This is a genomic window from Pseudomonas fluorescens (assembly GCF_902497625.1).
Classification (GTDB): domain Bacteria; phylum Pseudomonadota; class Gammaproteobacteria; order Pseudomonadales; family Pseudomonadaceae; genus Aquipseudomonas; species Aquipseudomonas fluorescens_BQ.
In genome coordinates this window covers 51,763-72,441 of record NZ_CABVGX010000024.1, presented here as the reverse complement: position 1 = coordinate 72,441, position 20,679 = coordinate 51,763, and the positions used below count along the sequence as shown (strand labels likewise).

The 20,679-nt window shown below is 59.3% G+C and carries 16 protein-coding genes and 1 pseudogene; 4 read left to right on the top strand and 13 right to left on the bottom strand.

Features of this window, described 5'->3' with window-relative positions; genetic code table 11:
• Positions 1-9: 9 nt before the first annotated feature.
• From F8N12_RS16125 to pcaR, 8 genes are all read right to left on the bottom strand, one after another.
• Entirely contained in the window at positions 10-1,305 is a 1,296-nt protein-coding gene (locus tag F8N12_RS16125; RefSeq protein WP_150581324.1) for an MFS family transporter, read from the bottom strand.
• Positions 1,306-1,768: 463 nt separating this feature from the next.
• The gene (gene pcaG / locus F8N12_RS16120; RefSeq protein ID WP_150581323.1) at positions 1,769-2,335 is read right to left on the bottom strand and encodes a protocatechuate 3,4-dioxygenase subunit alpha; all 567 of its coding nucleotides are present in this window, start codon (positions 2,333-2,335) and stop codon (positions 1,769-1,771) included.
• A gap of 1 nt (position 2,336) precedes the next feature.
• Entirely contained in the window at positions 2,337-3,041 is a 705-nt protein-coding gene (pcaH, locus tag F8N12_RS16115; RefSeq protein WP_150581322.1) for a protocatechuate 3,4-dioxygenase subunit beta, read from the bottom strand.
• A 36-nt stretch (positions 3,042-3,077) separates the two neighbouring features.
• Entirely contained in the window at positions 3,078-4,283 is a 1,206-nt protein-coding gene (gene pcaF / locus F8N12_RS16110) for a 3-oxoadipyl-CoA thiolase (RefSeq protein ID WP_191623175.1), read from the bottom strand.
• Positions 4,280-5,059 carry a CoA-transferase subunit beta gene (locus F8N12_RS16105; protein ID WP_028622448.1) on the bottom strand — a complete coding sequence of 260 codons (780 nt, stop codon included), beginning with the start codon at positions 5,057-5,059 and terminating at the stop codon, positions 4,280-4,282. The genes pcaF and F8N12_RS16105 overlap by 4 nt, the downstream gene beginning before the upstream one ends.
• Positions 5,059-5,916: a CoA transferase subunit A gene (locus tag F8N12_RS16100; protein ID WP_150581321.1), complete on the bottom strand. Its 858-nt coding sequence runs from the start codon at positions 5,914-5,916 to the stop codon at positions 5,059-5,061. Before F8N12_RS16100 ends, F8N12_RS16105 begins: the two co-directional genes overlap by 1 nt.
• 267 nt (positions 5,917-6,183) lie before the next feature.
• A complete protein-coding gene (locus F8N12_RS16095) occupies positions 6,184-7,530 on the bottom strand; it encodes an MFS transporter (protein ID WP_150581320.1) in 1,347 nt (448 codons plus the stop codon).
• Positions 7,531-7,657: 127 nt separating this feature from the next.
• Positions 7,658-8,500: a pca regulon transcriptional regulator PcaR gene (gene pcaR, locus F8N12_RS16090; protein WP_150581319.1), complete on the bottom strand. Its 843-nt coding sequence runs from the start codon at positions 8,498-8,500 to the stop codon at positions 7,658-7,660.
• Positions 8,501-9,106: 606 nt separating this feature from the next.
• On the opposite strand from pcaR, the gene F8N12_RS16085 reads away from it, so the two are divergent.
• Positions 9,107-9,307: a hypothetical protein gene (locus F8N12_RS16085; RefSeq protein WP_007935837.1), complete on the top strand. Its 201-nt coding sequence runs from the start codon at positions 9,107-9,109 to the stop codon at positions 9,305-9,307.
• 375 nt (positions 9,308-9,682) lie between these two features.
• Positions 9,683-11,158, top strand: a complete 1,476-nt coding sequence (locus F8N12_RS16080) for an inorganic phosphate transporter (RefSeq protein ID WP_150581318.1) — start codon at positions 9,683-9,685, stop codon at positions 11,156-11,158.
• Positions 11,159-11,434: 276 nt separating this feature from the next.
• On the opposite strand, the gene ccoM is transcribed toward F8N12_RS16080, so the two are convergent.
• From ccoM to F8N12_RS16075, 3 genes are all read right to left on the bottom strand, one after another.
• Entirely contained in the window at positions 11,435-11,548 is a 114-nt protein-coding gene (ccoM, locus tag F8N12_RS28130) for a cytochrome c oxidase subunit CcoM (protein WP_028622453.1), read from the bottom strand.
• A gap of 144 nt (positions 11,549-11,692) precedes the next feature.
• A complete protein-coding gene (locus F8N12_RS27650) occupies positions 11,693-11,854 on the bottom strand; it encodes a hypothetical protein (RefSeq protein ID WP_020299074.1) in 162 nt (53 codons plus the stop codon).
• A 72-nt stretch (positions 11,855-11,926) separates the two neighbouring features.
• Positions 11,927-12,268 carry an aspartate-semialdehyde dehydrogenase gene (locus F8N12_RS16075; protein WP_150581339.1) on the bottom strand — a complete coding sequence of 114 codons (342 nt, stop codon included), beginning with the start codon at positions 12,266-12,268 and terminating at the stop codon, positions 11,927-11,929.
• Between the two features lie 229 nt (positions 12,269-12,497).
• Here F8N12_RS16075 and rapA point away from each other — a divergent pair, with 229 nt between their 5' ends.
• Entirely contained in the window at positions 12,498-15,344 is a 2,847-nt protein-coding gene (gene rapA / locus F8N12_RS16070; protein ID WP_150581317.1) for an RNA polymerase-associated protein RapA, read from the top strand.
• A gap of 183 nt (positions 15,345-15,527) precedes the next feature.
• On the opposite strand, the gene F8N12_RS16065 is transcribed toward rapA, so the two are convergent.
• Positions 15,528-16,877 carry a spinster family MFS transporter gene (locus F8N12_RS16065; protein ID WP_150581316.1) on the bottom strand — a complete coding sequence of 450 codons (1,350 nt, stop codon included), beginning with the start codon at positions 16,875-16,877 and terminating at the stop codon, positions 15,528-15,530.
• A gap of 288 nt (positions 16,878-17,165) precedes the next feature.
• On the opposite strand from F8N12_RS16065, the gene F8N12_RS16060 reads away from it, so the two are divergent.
• Entirely contained in the window at positions 17,166-19,445 is a 2,280-nt protein-coding gene (locus F8N12_RS16060) for a putative bifunctional diguanylate cyclase/phosphodiesterase (RefSeq protein ID WP_191623174.1), read from the top strand.
• Here the strand turns inward: F8N12_RS16060 and F8N12_RS16055 are convergent.
• Positions 19,339-20,229 (bottom strand): annotated as a pseudogene (locus F8N12_RS16055) (NAD(P)-dependent oxidoreductase); the annotation flags it as partial. The gene F8N12_RS16060 and the pseudogene F8N12_RS16055 overlap by 107 nt on opposite strands.
• Between the last annotated feature and the right edge of the window lie 450 nt (positions 20,230-20,679).

Sequence of the window (20,679 nt, the reverse complement as noted above, 5' to 3'; positions counted from 1 at the left end):
CGGGGTGGGTCAAAGGTCGTGGTGCAGGTATTTGGCCTGCTTCGGCAGACGCAAGCTGAACAGGAACGCTACCGCCATCATCACCGTCACGTACCAATAAAACGAGTTTTCCATGCCGGCGGCTTTCAGGCTCAGGGCCACGTATTCCGCAGAACCGCCGAAGATCGCGTTCGCCACTGCGTAAGCCAGGCCAACGCCCAACGCGCGCACTTCCGGCGGGAACATCTCGGCTTTCACCAGGCCACTGATCGAGGTGTAGAAACTGACGATCGCCAGCGCCAGGGTAATCAGCACGAATGCGAGAAAGGGACTGCCGACGGTTTTCAGGCTCAGCAGGATTGGCACGGTGCACAAAGTGCCGAGGCCGCCGAACCAGAGCATCGAGTTTCGGCGACCGATCTTGTCCGCGAGCATCCCGAACAGCGGCTGCATGCACATATAAAGAAACAGCGCGCCGGTCATTATGTAACTGGCCGTTTTCGCGTGCATGCCCGCCGTGTTCACCAGGTATTTCTGCATGTACGTGGTGAAGGTGTAGAAAATCAGCGAGCCACCGGCGGTGTAACCAAGCACGGTGATGAACGCCGCTTTGTGGTCGCGGAACAGGGCGACAATACTGCCGGCATCCTTGTTCTCACGCATCTCTTTGCTGGTAGTTTCTTTCAGCGAACGACGCAGGAACAGCGAAATCAGCGCAGCCACGGCACCTACGACAAACGGGATCCGCCAGCCATAGGCACGCAATTCGTCCTCGCTGAGAAATTGCTGGAGCACGACCACCAGCGACACCGCCAACAGTTGCCCGCCAATCAATGTCACGTACTGGAACGAAGCGAAGAAACCGCGCTGGCCTTTGAGGGCGACTTCACTCATGTAGGTCGCAGTAGTGCCGTACTCGCCGCCAACCGACAAGCCCTGCAACAGACGCGCGAACAGCAACATGATCGGCGCCCAGACGCCAATGTCCTTGTAGGTTGGCAGACAGGCGATCAGCAAGGAGCCGAAGCACATCATCAGAATCGAGATCAGCATCGAATTCTTGCGCCCGTGCTTGTCCGCCACACGGCCGAATATCCAGCCGCCGATAGGACGCATCAGGAACCCGGCAGCGAATACGCCCGCGGTATTCACCAACTGCACAGTCGGATTATCGGAGGGGAAAAACGCCGGAGCGAAGTAGATCGCGCAGAAGGCGTAGACGTAGAAGTCGAACCACTCGACGAGGTTGCCCGACGAGGCACCGACAATCGCGAAGATGCGCTTTTTGCGCTCTTCGCCGGTGTAGTGAGAGGTTGAGGTAGTCATGGGTTTTCGCTCTTTGGGGACCGGTGAGGATCTAGACACACTTTGCAACAGTCCCGTTCAACTGACGCCTGTTTGTTGTGCCGACGGGCTTATTGTGGCGAGGGGGCTTATTGTGGCGAGGGGGCTTGCCCCCGTTGGATCGCGAAGCGAGCCCTGCGATAGCTGATGCATCTGTCCAATCAGACAGCATCAGGCGCTCTACGACTGCTGCGCAGCCGGACGGGGGCAAGCCCCCTCGCCACAGAAGCCTTCTTGTCACAGAAGCCCTCTTGCCACAGAAGCCCTCTTGCCACAGAAGCCCTCTTGCCACAGAAGTCCCCTTGCCACAGAAGCCCTCTTGCCACAGAAGCCCTCTTGCCACAGAAGCCCCCTCGCCACAGAAGCTTTCTTGTCACAGAAGCCCTCTTGCCACAGAAGTCCCCTTGCCACGGAAGTCCTCTTGCCCTAGTGAGGCAGTGTTCACTCAATAATCAAAAAACACCGTCTCGGCGTCAGTGCCCTGCAGGATCACATTCCACTGGTAGACACCGGATGCATCCTGCTTCGCCAGCAGCGTATGGCGACGCTCGGCCGGCACACATTCCAGCAGCGGGTCATCGACGTTCGCGACTTCGCCATCGAAGTAGATCCGCGTCAGCAAATGCTTGACCAGCCCACGCGCAAATACCAGCACCACCAGATGCGGCGCCTGGGTCGTGCCTTTCAAGCCTTGTACAGTGCCGGGTTTAATCGTGGTGAAACGGAAGCGCCCTTCTGCGTCCACCGGTACCCGGCCGAAACCTTCAAAATTCGGGTCCAGCGTTTTCTCCTGATCGTCCTCGGGATGATCGTATTTGCCGGCAGCGTTGGCCTGCCAGACCTCGAGCATCGCATCGTTGACGAAATCGCCGTTGCCGTCGACGACTTGCCCGGTGATCGCTACGCGCTCGCCGAGGGTTTGTTCGACGGTCAGGTCTTCGCGGTTCAGCCAGGTCAGGCCGATGTGGTAATACGGCCCGACGGTGTGGGACGTGGTCGCGTTCAGCGTCATCTTATTTCTCCATCGGCGTGGCATCGCGGCCGCGCAAGACGATGTCCCAGCGATAACCGAGGGCGTAGGAAGGAACGGTTTTTTCCAGGTCGAAACTGGCGATCAGACGTTCTTTGGCGCGGGTGTCCGGCACGCAATTGTAGATGGGGTCGTAAGCCAGCAAAGGATCGCCCGGGAAATACATCTGCGTGACCAGCCGCGTCAGAATGCTCGGCCCGAACAACGAGAAGTGGATGTGCGCCGGACGCCAGGCGTTGGGGTGGTTGCCCCACGGATAGGCGCCGGGCTTGATGGTCTGGAATTGATACCAGCCATCGGCGTCGGTCACGGTGCGGCCGGTGCCGGTGAAGTTGGGATCGAGCGGTGCATCGTGGACATCACGATCATGGTTGTAGCGACCGGCGGCGTTGGCCTGCCAGATCTCCACCAGAATTCCCGGCAATGGCAAGCCGTCTTCATCCAGCACGCGACCATGGACGATGATTCGCTCCCCTTGTGGCTGACCTTGATGCTGAGCGGTCAGGTCGTTGTCCTTCTCCTCGACACGATCAGCGCCGATGGTCGGTCCGGTGATTTCCGACAACGAGTGCGGCAAAAACACCAATGGCTTCGACGGCGAGCGTCTATTGGTGGATTGGTACGCCGGGTGCAGGTAGTCCGGCTGGGTGCCCGCTTGGGGGCGACGATAACCAGGCTTGTCAGTCATTTCGCTTTCCTCTGTTCTTATTGCCACTGCTGCGCGTCAGACGCGTTCGATCGCCAGGGCTAAACCCTGACCGACGCCAACGCACATGGTCGCCAGACCTTTCTTGCCACCGGTTTTTTCCAGTTGGTGCAAAGCGGTCAGCACCAGACGCGCACCGCTCATGCCCAACGGATGCCCCAAGGCAATGGCGCCACCGTTCGGATTGACCTGAGCCGCATCATCAGCCAGGCCCAGTTCTCGCAGCACCGCCAAACCCTGGCTGGCAAACGCTTCGTTGAGCTCGATCACATCGAAGTCGCTGACCGCGAGGCCTAGGCGCTCGGTCAGTTTGCGCACTGCCGGCACCGGGCCGATGCCCATGACCCGCGGCGCTACGCCGGCACTGGCCATGCCCAGCACTTTCGCGCGAGCGGTCAGGCCATGCTTTTTCACCGCGTCGGCGGAAGCCAGCATCAGTGCCGCGGCGCCGTCGTTGACGCCCGAAGCGTTGCCGGCGGTGACGGTTTTGTCTGGACCGTTGACCGGCTTGAGTTTGGCCAGGGTTTCTAGCGAAGTGTCGGCGCGAGGATGTTCATCCTGGCTGACCACGGTTTCACCCTTTTTGTGGGCAATCCGCACTTCAACGATTTCTTCAGCGAAAAATCCTGCAGCCTGCGCGGCGGCAGTACGTTGCTGACTGCGCAGTGCGAAAGCGTCCTGATCTTCGCGGGATATCTGGTAATCGTCCGCGACGTTATCGGCGGTCTGCGGCATCGCGTCGACGCCGTACTGCGCCTTCATCAGCGGGTTGATGAAACGCCAGCCGATGGTGGTGTCTTCCAGCTTCATGTTGCGCGAGAACGCCGCATCCGCTTTGCCCATCACGAACGGCGCGCGGGACATCGACTCAACGCCGCCGGCGATCGCCAGCTCCATCTCGCCACTGGCAATGGCGCGGAACGCCGTGCCGATGGCGTCCATGCCCGAGGCGCACAGGCGATTGAGCGTTACGCCTGGAATCGTCTCCGGCAGACCCGCCAGCAGCAACGCCATGCGCGCCACGTTGCGGTTGTCTTCACCGGCCTGGTTGGCGCAGCCGAGGAACACCTCGTCTACCGCGTTCCAGTCGACCGCAGGGTTGCGCTCCATCAAGGCCTTGATGGGCACCGCAGCCAGATCGTCGGCGCGGACTCCTGCCAGGCCGCCGCCAAACCGGCCGATAGGTGTGCGAATCGCGTCGCAGATATAAACATCTCGCATCATGCTTCTCCGGGTGCTTGACCGTGGGCAGCCGCGGTGCGGGCTTCCAGATCGCGCAGCGCCTTCAATTCAACCTCGGTGGGCTCTGCCGTGTGTTCAACGTGATCGGCAAAACGGATCGCCCAACCGGTGGCTGCGACCACTTGCTCACGGGTTACGCCCGGGTGCAGCGCAGTGACCACAAACTCGTGGGTATCAACTTCCGGCTCCATGATGCACAGGTCGGTAATGATGCCGACCGGGCCGGCACCTGGCAGTCCAAGGCGTTGGCGCGAATCTCCGCCCTCGCCATGTCCGACCGAGGTAATGAAGTCCAGTTTGTCTACAAAGGAGCGCGCCGACTGTTTGAGGATGATCAGCACGCTTTTCGCCGAACCGGCAATCTCTGGCGCCCCACCAGCACCCGGCAGGCGCACTTTCGGCTGGTGATAATCGCCAACGACGGTGGTATTGATGTTGCCGAAGCGGTCAACCTGCGCAGCGCCGAGAAAACCGACGTCGATGCGGCCGCCCTGCAGCCAATAGCGAAAAATCTCACCGGTTGGAACGACCGTGTCGGCGGTTTCGGCCAGCTCACCATCCCCGATTGACAGCGGCAACACGCTCGGCTTGGCACCGATCGGACCCGATTCATAGATAAGGACTACATCCGGCGACGACGTCAGCCGCGCCAGATTGGCTGCTTTAGAAGGCAGGCCGATGCCGACGAAGCACACGGAACCGTTTTTCAGCCGGCGTGCGGCGGCGACGGTCATCATTTCATTGGTGGTGTACGTCATTACTTCGCCTCCGAAGCGGTGGCCAGTTTGGCCCGGAACTCGCTGAAGTCAGCGCAGCCATGGATGTACTCGTCGATCCACGCGGTGAAAGTTTCACGGTCGCGGGCGATCGGGTCCCAGGCTTGATAGAAACGGTTGTCACGTTCGGTGTAACCGTGCGCATAGGACGGATGTGCACCGCCCGGGACGTGGCAGACCGCACTCAGGGCCCAGGTCGGCAACACGCAGGCGTTCATCGGTGCATTGAGGTCGTCGACGATTTCTTCAACGGTGACGATGCAACGCTTGGCCGCCAGCGCCGCTTCTTTTTGTACGCCGAGGATGCCCCATAGCAGCACGTTGCCTTTGCGATCGGCCTTTTGCGCGTGAATCACCGTGATGTCCGGGCGTACCGAGGGCACAGCGGCCAACACCTCGCCGGTGAATGGGCACGTAACCGTCTTGATCAGTGGATTGACCTTGGGCAGGTCCGAGCCAGCGTAGGCACGCAGCACTGCAAACGGTAGGCCGGAAGCGCCAGCCACGTAGGCATTGGCCAGGTCGGCGTGGCTGTGCTCCTCGATTTCCAGCGCATGCGGCCACTGTTTCTCGACCGCGTCACGCAGACGGTGCAGGGAGCCGACGCCCGGATTGCCACCCCAGGAAAAAATCAATTTGCGTGCACATCCGGCGCCGATCAACTGATCGTAGATCAGGTCAGGGGTCATCCGCACCAGCGTCAGATCTTTCTTGCCCTGACGAATGATTTCATGCCCTGCGGCGGTAGGAATCAGATGAGTAAAGCCTTCGAGCGCGACAGTGTCGCCGTTATTGACGAATTGCTTCACCGCGTCGTGCAGCGAAATGATTTCAGCCATGGGGCAGGCTCCCGATTCTTATTAACCGACGGTGGATTAAAGGGCGCCAGGTTCAGCGCCGGAATGACTGAAGGGTAAGCCCCTGATATTTGCCAAACAATCCGATAATCGACTAAGTGTTCGTTTATCGAACATATTGTTGCTTGGCTATCGTTATGCATCCGCCCAAAAAGATCGCAGCCTTCGGCAGCTCCTGCATGAGACCGAGCACATCCGTTGGAGCTGCCGATGGCTGCGATCTTTTCCGCAGTTTGCTTCACAGCTGGATCAGGTCGCATCCGCATGGCTGACCATGCCCTTAATCACCACCGCCGTGGTCGCCAACGCCGCCGGGATTACCAATGCGGTCAGTACCTGCTCGAAATTCCAGCCCAACCCCAGCAACGTCGCGCCCATCCACGCCCCGAGGATCGCGCCGAACCTGCCAATCCCGAGCATCCACGAAACACCCGTCGCCCTGCCCTGCGTCGGATAAAACCGCGCCGCCAAGGAAGGCATCGCCGATTGCGCGCCGTTGACGCACATCCCTGCGACCAGCACCAGAGTTGCCAACAACGTAATGTTGCCCAGACTCTGTCCTACCGCGTAAGCAAACACCCCCGCCAGCAAGTAGAAAATGCCAATGACCTTGTGCGGATTGAACCGGTCCATTGCCCAGCCCACCCCCACCGCACTCAATACGCCGCCGAACTGGAACAACGCGCCGATAAAGGCTGCCTGCTCCATGCTCGCGCCGCTGTCACGCATCAGCGTCGGCAGCCAACTGGTCAGCAGGTAAACGATCACCAGGCCCATGAAGTAGGTCAGCCACAGCAGCAAAGTGCCGGTGCTGTAAGTGCCGGAGAAAATCACCGCGAAAACGTTGCGTGCCTTCACAGTCTTCTGTTCCGGGACGCTGAAGCTTGACGCCTGGGCGACAACGACCGGATCAATCGGCGAGAGGGTTTGGCGCACTTTGTCGATGCCACGGTTGCGCACTACAAGGTAGCGCGCCGATTCCGGCAGCCAGAACAGCAGCACGACTGCAAGGATCAACGGCAGAATCCCACCGATCAGCAGCAGGCTGTGCCAGCCGTACGCGGGGATCAGCTTTGCCGAAATGAACCCGCCGCCGGCCATGCCCAGATTGAAGCCGCAGAACATGCTGGTCACCAGCAGCGATTTTTTGCGCTCGGGGGTGTACTCCGAGAGCAACGTGGTGGCATTGGGCATGCCAGCGCCAAGGCCCAGTCCGGTGAGGAACCGCAGGGCCAGCAATTGATCGACGTTAGTCGCGTATGCCGATGCCAGGCTGAACGCGCCGAACAACAGGACCGCGCCCACCAGTACGATTTTTCGTCCGAAGCGGTCAGCCAAAGGGCCGGAGCCGAGCGCGCCGAAGACCATGCCGATCAGCGCGGCACTCATGACCGGGCCGAGGCTGGCGCGGTCAATGCCCCAGTCCTGGGACAACGCCGGGGCAATGAAGCCCATCGCCGCGGTGTCGAGGCCATCAAGGAAAACAATCAGAAAACACAGGATCACCACCCGCCATTGGTAGCGCGAAATGGGTTGAGCATTGATGAAGGACTGCACGTCGAGGCAGTTTCCTACGGCAGACGGGGGCTGGTTCATTATTTTTATTCCACACAAGAGCACAGTCGGGACGGTGTCAGCCTGGGCCGACGCTGCCGCGACATTAGTGATCATGGGGAAAGACCGTCAATTCGGTAAACGCAAGTCTGTGCGGTTATCGAACAGCTTAGGCAAACAATTGCGAGCTCAGGTGACGACTCGCGTCCAGCAAGCCCGGCAGAAAACGCTGTTCCAGCTCGTTGCGACTGACCCGAGCGGCGTGGGTACTGACGTTCAGCGCCGCGACCACTTGCCCGGAAGCGTCGTACACCGGAACAGCAATTGACCGCAGGCCTTGCTCCAGTTCCTGATCGACGATACACCAGCCTTGCTGACGCACTTCCTGCAGGCATTCGAGCAAAGCTTCTGGCGTATGCAATGTCCTGCTGGTCTTGGCTTGCATGTCGGCATGATCGAGATATTCGCGTAAAGACGTATCGTCCAGTGCAGCGAGAAGAATCCTGCCCATTGATGTGCAATAAGCCGGCAGGCGGCCACCCACGGACAGGTCGACCGAAATCAGGCGCTGAGTAGTCGCCGAGCGGGCGATGTATAAAATGTCATCGCCCTCGAGGGTGGCCATGTTGCACGCCTCATGCAATTGCTCACTCATGCGATCGAGGTACGGTTGCGCGGAAACCGCCAGCGGCGTCGAGGACAGATAGGCATGGCCGAGCGTCAGCACCTTCGGCAATAGCGAATAGGTCCGACCGTCGGTTGTGGCGTAGCCGAGCTTGATCAATGTGTGTAGGCAACGACGCACTGCGGCGCGGGGAATTTCCGTGCGGTGGCTGATCTGCGCAATGGTCAGGTGTCGTTTGCGCTCCTGGAAGGCTTGCACCACGGCAAGACCGCGGGCCAGGGACGTCATGAAATCCGGATCACCGGTCAGCGCCTGAATTCGCTTGGCGGGCGAGGCGACTATGGGTGGCGCTACGGAAGCGAAGGAATTGCGCATCTGATCGTTCATGTCAGTCCCTATGCGAAGAAATCAATTGCTGGTACGTCGGGCGATTATCGAACGACTGCCCGATTACCGCAAATCGCCGATGGAGCGAGGGCTCGGTTACCCCACCGCTCGCGCAAAAAGCTCGGCAACTTTCAGCGTAAGCTTGAAACGCCGATAAACGCCCCCATTTAACACCCATGTTTGTCCGACTTAATGACGCCAGAAATTCATCGCTGTGTGAAACTTGCAAGTACAAAAGCAATCACACATCAAGATCCATTTTTGACTGATTGGAGATAGTGTTCTCGCAATCGACCGCTATAATACAATTGAGGTCATCCGGCTTATCGCTGGTTGTGCCGCCCGGTAGCGCGGTGGTCCATCGCTGCTGCCTTCAGCCCGCGCCTTGTTGCCCCTTTCCACCTGCTTCACAGCGCGCGCTGAAACAGGATACTGATGCTACGTCAGCTGTTTACTCTGGTGCCGTGGCCGCCTGCAACATGGAAGTATTTGATCGTATTACTGTAGATCGACGTCTTTATCGACGTCGACCTTTGGCGAATGCGGCCGATACGTTTGTTGCAGCGCGTATAACCAGAATTTAATCTCAACCTATCAGGTAGCACTGTGACGAAAGACGAACTGCGCGCGGAACTTGAGCGCCAGGAACAACGTTACAAGGAAGTTTACGGCGGGGAAGTCACCACCTACGCCGCACAGCCCGAACCGGAACGCAAACCCTGGCGTAAACGCGCCACCGTTCAGGATCAGGCTTTTACCCAGGAATTACAGAAGATGGAAAAGGAACTCAAAGCCGAAGAGCCTTGACGCCTCGGCTTGACGTCCTCCAGAGGCCGGCGTCTGCTCTCGTTAAAAGCGGGAAGCAGCGGCGGAGCCATCCGCGCCTGCTACGAGCGGCAGCGGCCAGTTCGCCTATCGGATGGAGCAAATGGCCCATCTCCGGCCCTCTTCTCAGAAATTTCTTACACGCTTTGAAGCTTCTCGCAAACGCGAGCAAAACGCCGCTGCCTGTTGGCTTTTGAACTGAATTCAATGACTTGCGAAATCCGCCAAACCCTTGGGCCACAGGGTGGTGTTGCTAATTAATTCGTTGAAGGATGTTACCGATGAGCACTCAATGCATCGATTTTCACACTTTTCTGGCATAATCGCGCCCCCTTACGACCGGGTCAGAAAACCTTCATGATCGATTTATTCAGCGGACTGGATGCTTGGGTGCTTGTGAGCCTCTTGCTCGCCCTCGCCTTTGTCCTCGCCTTCGAGTTCATCAACGGCTTTCATGACACCGCTAACGCGGTGGCCACCGTTATTTACACCAAGGCCATGCCGCCCCATCTGGCAGTGTTCTTTTCCGGCGTGTTCAACTTTCTCGGCGTGCTGCTGGGCGGGGTTGGCGTGGCCTATGCCATCGTCCATCTGTTGCCGGTGGAACTGCTGATCAACGTGAATACAGGTCATGGACTGGCCATGGTGTTCTCGCTGCTTGCCGCCGCCATCACCTGGAACCTGGGCACCTGGTACTTCGGTATCCCGGCATCCAGTTCGCATACGCTGATCGGCTCGATCCTTGGTGTCGGCCTGGCCAACGCATTGATCAACGACATTCCGTTGGCCGATGGTGTGAACTGGCAGAAAGCTATCGATATCGGCGCCTCCCTGGTGTTCTCGCCGATGGCCGGTTTTCTGGTCGCTGCGCTGATTCTCATCGGTCTCAAGTGGTGGCGTCCGCTGTCGAAGATGCACAAGACCCCGGAACAACGCCGCAAGATCGACGACAAAAAGCACCCGCCATTCTGGAATCGCCTGGTCCTGGTGATCTCGGCCATGGCGGTCAGCTTCGTGCACGGTTCCAACGACGGTCAGAAAGGTATTGGCCTGATCATGCTGGTGCTGATCGGTATCGTTCCGGCGCAGTTCGTACTGGACCTTGGCAGTTCGACCTATCAGATCGAACGGACCCGAGATGCGACCCTGCACTTGAGTCAGTTCTACAAGCGTAATGCCGACACACTGGGTGAATATCTGGCCCTTGGCAAAAGCGTGGAAGGTGATCTGCCGGAGAAATTCCGTTGCAACCCGCAACAGACCGAGCCGACCATCGCTGCCCTGCTGGACACCCTTAAAGGTGTAGCGGACTACCATTCGTTGCCTGCGGACAGCCGCATTGAAGTACGTCGTTACCTGCTCTGCCTGGACGACACCGCGAAGAAAGTCGGCAAGCTGCCTACTCTGGCGGCCCGTGAAAAGGCTGACCTGGACAAGCTGCGCAAAGACCTGACGGCCACCACTGAATACGCGCCGTTCTGGGTGATTCTGGCAGTCGCACTGGCCTTGGGCCTGGGCACCATGGTTGGCTGGAAGCGCGTAGTGCTGACCATTGGCGAGAAAATCGGCAAGCAAGGCATGACGTACTCCCAAGGCATGTCGGCGCAGATCACCACCGCCAGCCTGATCGGCATGGCCAACATCTTCAGCCTGCCAGTCTCCACCACCCACGTGCTGTCGTCGGGCGTGGCCGGCACCATGGTCGCCAACAAAAGCGGCCTGCAAGGCGGCACGGTGAAAACCATCCTGCTGGCCTGGGTCCTGACCCTGCCGGCTACCGTGGCGCTGTCGGCCGGCCTGTTCTGGCTGGCATCGAAGGCGCTGGGTAGCTGATACATTGCCGCAACGAAAAAGGCGTGTTCCGTGAGGTTCGCGCCTTTTTTGTGCCTGTGATTCTCCAAACACCACAACATCAATGTGGCGGCATTCCGACGAAAGCTGTGTGTCATTCAGCGCTGAATGTGACCGTTACATCGTCTTCGTCGGGATGCCGCCCAGACCAAGGCCGCTCTCACATTCTGATCGATGTTGCTGGCAAAATCGCGGACAAAAAAAAGGGCAACCGAAGTTGCCCAAAATGCCTTGCGTGCCCACTACATCCAGAAAGATCTACGGCTTGCGCTTGTGCGAATCTTTCCAGATAAAAAATCCAAACCCTGCGAAGAACACAACCATGAGGCTGACGGTCAGCACCCCGGCGATCACCACGTTGTCGAAAAACATGACTGGCCTCCAGCACTTGCCCTGTTGCGATAGGGCTAAGTTAACCAATCAGGCGGGAGAGAAAATTGACCGGGATCAATGTCGCCCGAGAATGGGCGTAAAGGAGGGAGTAAAACTGACCTGCATCAAACAATGCAGGGCGTTTCAACGCTTTTTCGGTTTGTTCTTCGGTTTTTTCTTCGCTTTACCCAACGGCATGGCCTGCTCGAAAGCCTGGCGGACTTCGTTGAGGCGTTTGTCGTTGAGGTCATGAACACGCTTGGCGCGTTCGGTGTTGAGGTCGATCAGTTTGTCGTCTTGGCTCATGGCGTTCGTTGCATCGCTTGGCAGGTTTGTCACAATAATGCGGTCTGGCGACAGCCTTGAACAGTCACCGACTCAAACCTGTATATCAACCCAAAGCCCTTGGCGCTCTTCGTTATCGATCAGCGGCGCAACCGGAACCGTATTGTCGGCATTAAGCAGGTGGCCGGGGATCGGCAGATGCTGCTCGGGATCTTCATCAGCCTCACGGCGACGCTTCTCTCGCTCCTGCTTGCGCCGCTGTTCCTCGCGCAGCTGGTAAGCCGCTTCTTCCGCGTCGCGTTGCTGCAGGTCGATGGTGCTTTCGTTGGAGCTTTCCTGCACCGGCACAACGGGCGGAATCTCTGGGCGCTGGCGCACAGGATCCGTTTGCGAAGTGATGGGCACGGCGCTCAAAGGGAGCATGGGTGGCAACATAATGATTAGTCTCCTGTCAGCAGTCTGTCGGCTGCGCGGATGGCGACTTGAGCCATCGGTCGCAAACTGTGACCCGGTTGGCATGAAATGGTGCATTTCCCGTCCGATAACCTCATCAGCTTTTCCTTGCAGCTTGCCGCTTAAAGCTCGCAGCTGCTCCTATTCCTTTGGCCCTCAAGCCAGCATTCCGTTAAGATAGCCCGCTTTTTCAAGGTGGGAGTCAGGCAGCATGGCGCAGCAGTATCAACCGGGGCAACGCTGGATCAGTGACAGCGAAGCCGAGCTGGGTTTGGGCACCGTTCTGGCACAGGATGGCCGCTTGTTGACCGTGCTCTATCCGGCCACTGGCGACACTCGCCAGTACGCGCTACGGAATGCGCCACTCACCCGAGTCCGGTTTTCGCCGGGCGACTCGATCACGCATTTCGAAGGCTGGAAGCTGACGGTCCAGGAAGTCGACGACGTCGATGGACTGCTGGTCTATCACGGCCTCAATGCACAAAACGAAGTCGTCACGCTGCCCGAAACCCAACTGTCCAATTTCATTCAGTTCCGTCTGGCCAGCGATCGCCTGTTTGCCGGGCAGATCGATCCGCTGGCCTGGTTCTCGCTGCGCTATCACACGCTGGAACACACCAGCCGCCAATTGCAGTCTTCGCTCTGGGGTCTGGGAGGCGTGCGTGCGCAACCGATCGCGCACCAATTGCACATCGCCCGTGAAGTCGCCGACCGCATTGCTCCGCGGGTTTTGCTGGCGGACGAAGTGGGTCTGGGCAAGACCATCGAAGCAGGCCTGATCATCCACCGCCAACTGCTTTCGGGCCGTGCCAGCCGTGTGCTGATCCTGGTCCCGGAAAACCTCCAGCACCAGTGGCTGGTCGAAATGCGCCGCCGCTTCAACCTGCAGGTTGCGCTGTTCGACGAAGAACGCTTCATCGAAAGCGATGCCACCAACCCGTTCGAAGACACCCAGCTTGCCTTGGTGGCCCTGGAGTGGCTGGTGGACGACGAGAAGGCGCAAGACGCGCTGTTCGCCGCCGGTTGGGACTTGATGGTCGTCGACGAAGCCCATCACCTGGTCTGGCACGAAGAAAAGGCCAGCCAGGAATATTCGCTGGTCGAACAATTGGCTGAAGTCATTCCCGGCGTTTTGCTGCTCACCGCCACCCCGGAACAACTTGGCCAGGACAGCCACTTCGCGCGTTTGCGTTTGCTGGACCCGAACCGTTTCCACGACCTGCCCGCCTTCCGCGCCGAGAGCGAAAATTATCGCCCGGTGGCCGAGGCCGTTCAGGAGCTGATGGATAAGGGACGCCTGTCCCCCGAAGCGCACAAAACCATCCACGGTTTTCTCGGTAATGAAGGCGAGGCACTGCTGACCGCCGTCAACGATGGCGACACAGAAGCCAGCGCGCGTCTCGTGCGTGAATTGCTGGACCGCCACGGCACCGGCCGCGTGTTGTTCCGCAACACCCGCGCGGCCGTGCAGGGTTTCCCGGAACGCAAACTTCACCCTTACCCCCTGCCATGCCCGGACGAATACCTCGAACTGCCACTGGGAGAGCACGCCGAGTTGTACCCGGAAGTGAGTTTCCAGGCCCAGCCGGATGCGAGCGATGAAGAGCGCTGGTGGAAATTCGACCCGCGCGTCGAGTGGCTGATCGACACCCTGAAAATGCTCAAGCGCACCAAGGTGCTGGTGATTTGCGCCCATGCCGAAACCGCCATGGATCTGGAAGACGCCTTGCGCGTACGCTCCGGCATTCCGGCAACGGTGTTCCACGAAGGCATGAACATCCTTGAACGTGACCGTGCCGCAGCCTACTTCGCTGACGAAGAATTCGGCGCGCAAGTCCTGATCTGTTCGGAAATCGGCAGTGAAGGCCGCAACTTCCAGTTTTCCCATCATCTGGTGCTGTTCGATCTGCCATCGCACCCGGACCTGCTGGAACAGCGTATCGGCCGTCTCGACCGGATCGGTCAGAAGAACATCATCGAGCTGCACGTGCCGTACCTGGAAACCAGTCCGCAGGAGCGCCTGTTCCAGTGGTACCACGAAGCACTGAACGCTTTTCTTAATACCTGCCCGACCGGCAACGCGTTGCAACACCAGTTCGGTCCTCGCCTGCTGCCTCTGCTGGAAAACGCCGATGACGGCGAGTGGCAAGCGCTGATCGACGAGGCGCGCGCCGAACGCGTGCGTCTGGAAGCCGAGCTGCACACCGGCCGCGACCGCTTGCTGGAGCTCAACTCCGGCGGCGCTGGCGAAGGCGATGCGCTGGTCGAAGACATTCTTGAGCAAGACGACCAGTTTGCCCTGCCGATCTATATGGAAACCCTGTTCGACGCGTTCGGCATTGACAGCGAAGACCATTCGGAAAATGCGCTGATCCTCAAGCCGAGCGAAAAAATGCTCGACGCCAGTTTCCCGCTGGGTGACGACGAAGGCGTGACCATCACCTACGACCGCAATCAGGCGCTGTCTCGCGAAGACATGCAATTCATCACCTGGGAGCACCCGATGGTTCAGGGCGGCATGGACCTGGTCCTGTCCGGTTCGATGGGCAACACCGCGGTGGCGCTTATCAAGAATAAGGCGCTGAAGCCGGGCACCGTGTTGCTCGAACTGCTTTACGTCAGTGAAGTGGTCGCACCGCGCTCGCTGCAACTAGGTCGTTACCTGCCACCCGCCGCTCTTCGCTGCCTGCTGGATGCCAACGGCAATGACCTGTCGCCGCGGGTAGCCTTCGAGACGCTGAACGATCAGCTGGAGAGCGTACCGCGTGCCAGCGCCAACAAGTTTATCCAGGCTCAACGCGACCAGCTGACGCCGCGGATCAACGCCGGCGAAGAGAAAATCTTCCCGCGTCACGCAGAACGAGTTGCTGAGGCGCAACGTCGTCTGGCTGCCGACACTGATGAAGAACTGGCGCGCCTGACTGCGTTGCAAGCCGTCAACCCGACGGTGCGCGACAGCGAACTGATCGCCCTGCGCCAACAGCGCGAGCAAGGTCTGGCGATGCTGGATAAAGCGGCGTTGCGACTGGAAGCGATTCGGGTGTTGGTTGCGGGTTAAGCGCCCCGCTCCATCGGTAAAAAAAAGAAGGCCCGCAGCAATGCGGGCCTTCTTTTATCTGTCTGTTTTGTGGTGCCCTTAAGGGCCTGATCGCGAGCAGGCTCACTCCTACAGTGTCCGAGTCGAACACAAAGTCTGTGAACAACACTGAATCTGTAGGAGTGAGCCTGCTCGCGATCGCGATTAAGCCGTCGCCGTAGAAACACCAGGTTCAACCACCGCCACCATCCCATCCTTCATCCGCTGGGCATCGCGAACAAAACTGCGCGACGCCATGAACAGAAATACCATGGTCAGCAGCAGCGCGACAGGTATCAGGTACATCGCGTCGTGCAGCCCCACGGCCTTGAAGGCTTCCGTCATCTGCCCCGCGCCAGCGGCCAGCATCGCCGTGTGCGCAAAGTGGTCGGACAAACCGCCCACCACCACAGGGCCCAAACCACCGCCGAGCAAATATAACCCGGCGAAGAACAGGGCCACGGCGGTGGCCCGCAGGCGCGGCTCGACGACATCTTGAATAGCGGTGTAAACGCAGGTGTAGAAGTTGTAAGCGAACAACCAGCCCAGACTGAACACACCGACAAACAGGCCGATTTCAATGCGCCCGGCATGCAGCGCCCAACCGGTGCAGACCGTCGAGATGATCAGACTGAACGCGGCGAACAGCAGCCGGCCGTTGGCAACCCGCTGATGAATCTTGTCCGCGACCCAGCCACCCAATGTCAGGCCGAATAGCCCGGTCACGCCGACGATGATGCCGGTCGCTACCGCCGCTTCATGCAAAGGCATCAGAAAGTAGCGTTGCAACATCGGCACCAGAAACGAGTTGCAAGCGTAGGTGGCGAAGTTGAAGCACAACCCCGCCATCACCAGCCAAAGGAACGTCGGCACTGCCAGCACACGGCGGATCGGCCGGTCGACGCGCTCTTGCGACACCTGCACGGCTTCTGCAGCGCCGCGCTTGGGTTCTTTGATGAAGAACATGAAGACTGCCAGGATCAGCCCTGGCACAGCGGCGATAAAGAAGGGCGCGCGCCAGCTGTCGAACACCTTGACCATCCAGCCGATGGTGAAAAAAGCCAGCAACAGGCCCAACGGCAGACCGAGCATGAAGATGCCCATCGCCCGCGCGCGGCGGTGAGCCGGAAACAGATCGCCGATCAGCGAGTTGGCGGCCGGTGCGTAGCTCGCTTCGCCGATGCCGATGCCCATGCGCACGAGCAGGAACGTCCAGAAACTGCCGACCAAACCGTTGACCGCCGTCAGCCCGCTCCATGCCGCCAGGCCCCAGCCCATCAGTTTGGCGCGTGAGCCGGTATCGGCCATACGCCCAAGTGGCAGGCCGGCGATGGCGTAAACGATAGTGAATGCCGTGCCGATGATTCCCAGCTGAAAGTCGCTGAGGGACCATTCCATACGAATCGGTTCGATGATGATGGCCGGAATGGTGCGGTCGAAAAAGTTGAACAGGTTGGCCAGGAACAGCAGGAACAGAATGCGCCAGGCATTCGCCGCTTGGGTCGAGTTCTGCATGGGTCCGTCTCGTCTTATTGTTATGAGGGCTTCACTGCCAACGCATCCGAGCCCGGAACATGCAATCTAGTCAGGCCCGCCGAAGCTGTCTGTAATTATTCGTTAAGCTGATACCGGACCATGGCGTATCCGGCAGCCCACGCAACATTTTATTTCGGATCGGACTAAGGCCGATTCCAAAAAAATTATCACCAAAAAGCAGCATTCGCTGGAACTCTTTGCACGCCTTCTATACTCCAATGCAATCGCCAGTTCAGGGCGTTGACCACGCCGCAGATGGGGCACGCTATGGATTGGCTGGGCTTGCATTTTCTTACCGGGCCCGTGGGCGGGCAGGTCATCCTCAATTGCACGCATGACTCGTTTCTCGTCTTCCTGGCGTATCTCGTGGCGTGCGCGGGCGGCTTCGCCACGCTGGGCATCGCCGAACGGCTGCGCCACTCCGACAAACCGGCGTCGCAATGGCGTTGGCGCTGGGTTGGCGCCGCGTGCCTCGCTGGCGGAATCTGGGCCATGCACTTCATCGGCATGCTGGCGTTTCAGGCGCCGATCGAGATCCACTACGAACTGCCGATCACCCTTATCTCGCTGTTGATCGCCCTGCTCGCTTCCTGGCTGGCCATGCGCACCCTCAGCCATGCCCATCTAAGTCTGCGCCAATACATTCAGGCCGCCACCTGCATCGGGCTGGGCATTGCTACCATGCATTACGTCGGCATGGCCGCCATGCGCTCCAGTGCCGTGGCTTATTACCGACCGGATTTGTTTGCACTCTCCATCGCGATCGCCATCGGTGCCAGCCTCGCAGCGCTGTTGCTCTCGAGCCATTTGCGTAATGGCGGCGGCCTCTATCATCAAGTGTGGAAATACAGCGCCAGCCTGGTCCTCGGCGCGGGCATCGTCAGCATGCATTTCACTGGCATGGCCGCGCTCAATCTGGTGCTGCCCACCGGCAATCTGCAAACCTTGCCCGGCGACAACAATCACCTGCAACTGGGGCTGACGGTCGCGTTGATCACGCTGCTGATCATCGGCAGCAGCGTCAGCGCGGCGCTGGCGGACAAAAAACTGCAGCACAAGGAGCGCGACCTGCAACGCGTCAATGCACTGCTCAATCAACTCGACCAGGCGCGCCAGGCCCTGCAGGACGTGGCGCATTACGATGCGCTGACCAACCTGGTCAACCGACGCGGCTTCAACCAGGTGTTCGCCGAGAAACTCCTCGAAACCCGCAACGACGGCGGCATGCTGGCGGTGATGTTCCTCGATATCGACCACTTCAAACGGATCAACGACAGCCTCGGGCATGACGCCGGCGATGAGCTGCTCAAGGTGCTTGCCAGCCATATCAAGGGCTCGGTGCGCTGCGATGAGGATGTCGTGGCACGTTTTGGCGGCGACGAATTCTGCATCCTCGTCGGTTTGAACGAACGTGAAGACGCGCACAACCTGGGCCAGCGCATTCTGGCGAGAATGAAGGAGCCGATCGAGCTGGCCGGGCGGCGCATGGTCATGACCACCAGCATCGGTATCAGTCTGTTTCCGCAGGACGGCACCACCTGCGAAGAACTGCTCAAACATGCCGATCTGGCGCTGTATCAATCCAAGGACAATGGCCGAGACAGCCTGAATTTTTTCGATTCAAAGCTGAAAAACCGCGCTGTACGGGAGCTGCAACTGGAAGAGGAACTGCGCCACGCGCTGCTCAAAGACCGCGAGCTGACGCTGGTTTATCAACCAATTTACGACCTGAAAACAGCACGAGTCAGCAAGCTCGAAGCGCTGGTCCGCTGGCAACACCCGACCCAGGGTTTGCTCGCGCCGGATCGTTTTATTGCAATTGCCGAAGCCAACGGCCTGATGCCCCAGCTGGATAACTGGGTGCTGCGCAAAGCCTGTGCAGAGCTCGCCCAGTTGTCGCGCCAGGGCTTCAGCGACCTGGTGATGTCGGTGAATTGCTCAGCCCTGAGCCTGGCTCGTGAAGAGCTGATCGAGGACATCGAGCAGGCGCTGCGCGGCGGCGGATTGGCGCCCCAACGCCTGGAGCTGGAAGTCTCGGAACATGCACTGATGGACAACATCGACCGGCGCCTGGCGTTGCTGCGGCAGATCCGCGCGCTCGGCGTTTCACTGTCGATCGACGATTTCGGCAGTGGCTATTCATCCTTGGCCTACCTCAGACGCTTGCCACTTGACACCTTGAAAATCGACCGCTCATTCATTCAGGATCTTCCGGACGCCATGCCGGACATGGACATCGTCCAGGCGATTATTGCCATGGCGCACACCCTGCATGTGCACGTCGTTTGCGAAGGCGTCGAAACGCTGGAGCAATACCGGCTGCTCGAACGTAACGGCTGTGACTTCGTCCAGGGCCACCTGCTCAGTCACCCGGTGCCACTGGCGCAAACAGCTGCGGTACTGGTTGAACTCAATCAGCGCGCTTGTCTGCGTCAGGTGAGTCCGCTGAGCCTGGCTGGCGGTACATCTGTACCAGCGTTGATGGATCCTTTTGCGAAAAACCCTGGCTCCCATGCAGGCGCATCAATTGTGCGGCCAATCCGCTGAGCGGCGTCGCCGAACCTAGTTCGCGGGAAAATTTGACCGCGGTATCGAGGTCCTTGAGCAGCGTGCGCACGTGCCACTTCACCGGCTCGAACTGGCTGCGGGCCATTTGTGGCGCAAGGATCTGCAAGGGTCTGGAGTCGGCAAAGCCACCGGCCAGCGCTTCGGCGATCAGGCCCGCCTCAACCCCGGCACGTTCCGCCAGCGCCACCACTTCAGCGATGACCAGCGCATTGCAGGCAACGATCATCTGATTACAGGCTTTGGTGACCTGGCCGGCACCGACGCCACCCATGTGTGTGACCTGCTGACCGAGCGCCAGCAACACCGGCCTTACGCGTTCAAGGTTAGCCGCTTCGCCACCGACCATGATCGCCAGACTGCCAGCCTCCGCGCCGACTACGCCGCCAGACACAGGCGCATCAAGCCAGCTCATGCCGGTTTGACTGGCGAGCTGCGCGGACATTTCCCGTGTGGCGGTCGGCTCCAGGCTGGAAAAATCCACCAGTAACTGACCCTTGTTCGCACCCTCGGCGACCCCACCCGGACCGAACACTACCTCGCGCACCACCAACGTGTCGGACAGACACAACATCACCACGTCGGCGTGCTGGCACAGTTCAGCCGGTGTGGCGACCTGGCGCGCGCCCGCTTCAACCAGGGGAGCGCATTTTTCCGGGTTGCGGTTCCACACCGTCAGCGGATAGCCAGCAGCCAATAAACGCTTGCACATCGGCAGGCCCATCAGGCCGATCCCGGCAAAGCCCAACGAAGATACGGTTGACATCTTTTCGCCTCCTTTTGCTTAAAGAACACCGAATAGTGGCCGATTCATCGGGACCAAGGAAAGGATTCCCCCGCGCGACGTTCAGGCCGAACGCCGGTGGCCGAGAGGCTCAATACGCGACTCCGCCAGGAAGCGAGTTCCTATCCGTGACGTTGACCGACCAGTCGAGGGTTTTCGCACTGAAACAGTGTTGCCTCAATCGCGAGCAGGGTCGCTCCCACAACGATCGCATTGCTTTAGAAAGGACGCGCTCCACAGTGGGAGTGAACTTGCTCGCGATGGGCAATGCATACAACGAAAACTTAATATCCAGAAACAATTAAGCAACCGCTTGGCTGCTTGAAAAACTGTGCCCGTTACGTTTACGTCACCGTTATGCCAATCAGGCCTGTAGCCTTTCTCTACGGCAACCTGCCATCACGCTACTCGGCTACACACTTTCCTCTGACA

Excerpts from the sequence above, each read along its gene's own strand:
- F8N12_RS16125 (WP_150581324.1), bottom strand. The coding sequence starts at position 1,305 with ATGACTACCTCAACCTCTCACTACACCGGCGAAGAGCGCAAAAAGCGC.
- pcaG (WP_150581323.1), bottom strand. The coding sequence starts at position 2,335 with ATGACGCTGAACGCGACCACGTCCCACACCGTCGGGCCGTATTACCAC.
- pcaH (WP_150581322.1), bottom strand. The coding sequence starts at position 3,041 with ATGACTGACAAGCCTGGTTATCGTCGCCCCCAAGCGGGCACCCAGCCG.
- pcaF (WP_191623175.1), bottom strand. The coding sequence starts at position 4,283 with ATGATGCGAGATGTTTATATCTGCGACGCGATTCGCACACCTATCGGC.
- F8N12_RS16105 (WP_028622448.1), bottom strand. The coding sequence starts at position 5,059 with ATGACGTACACCACCAATGAAATGATGACCGTCGCCGCCGCACGCCGG.
- F8N12_RS16100 (WP_150581321.1), bottom strand. The coding sequence starts at position 5,916 with ATGGCTGAAATCATTTCGCTGCACGACGCGGTGAAGCAATTCGTCAAT.
- F8N12_RS16095 (WP_150581320.1), bottom strand. The coding sequence starts at position 7,530 with ATGAACCAGCCCCCGTCTGCCGTAGGAAACTGCCTCGACGTGCAGTCC.
- pcaR (WP_150581319.1), bottom strand. The coding sequence starts at position 8,500 with ATGAACGATCAGATGCGCAATTCCTTCGCTTCCGTAGCGCCACCCATA.
- F8N12_RS16080 (WP_150581318.1), top strand. The coding sequence starts at position 9,683 with ATGATCGATTTATTCAGCGGACTGGATGCTTGGGTGCTTGTGAGCCTC.
- ccoM (WP_028622453.1), bottom strand. The coding sequence starts at position 11,548 with ATGTTTTTCGACAACGTGGTGATCGCCGGGGTGCTGACCGTCAGCCTC.
- F8N12_RS27650 (WP_020299074.1), bottom strand. The coding sequence starts at position 11,854 with ATGAGCCAAGACGACAAACTGATCGACCTCAACACCGAACGCGCCAAG.
- F8N12_RS16075 (WP_150581339.1), bottom strand. The coding sequence starts at position 12,268 with ATGTTGCCACCCATGCTCCCTTTGAGCGCCGTGCCCATCACTTCGCAA.
- rapA (WP_150581317.1), top strand. The coding sequence starts at position 12,498 with ATGGCGCAGCAGTATCAACCGGGGCAACGCTGGATCAGTGACAGCGAA.
- F8N12_RS16065 (WP_150581316.1), bottom strand. The coding sequence starts at position 16,877 with ATGCAGAACTCGACCCAAGCGGCGAATGCCTGGCGCATTCTGTTCCTG.
- F8N12_RS16060 (WP_191623174.1), top strand. The coding sequence starts at position 17,166 with ATGGATTGGCTGGGCTTGCATTTTCTTACCGGGCCCGTGGGCGGGCAG.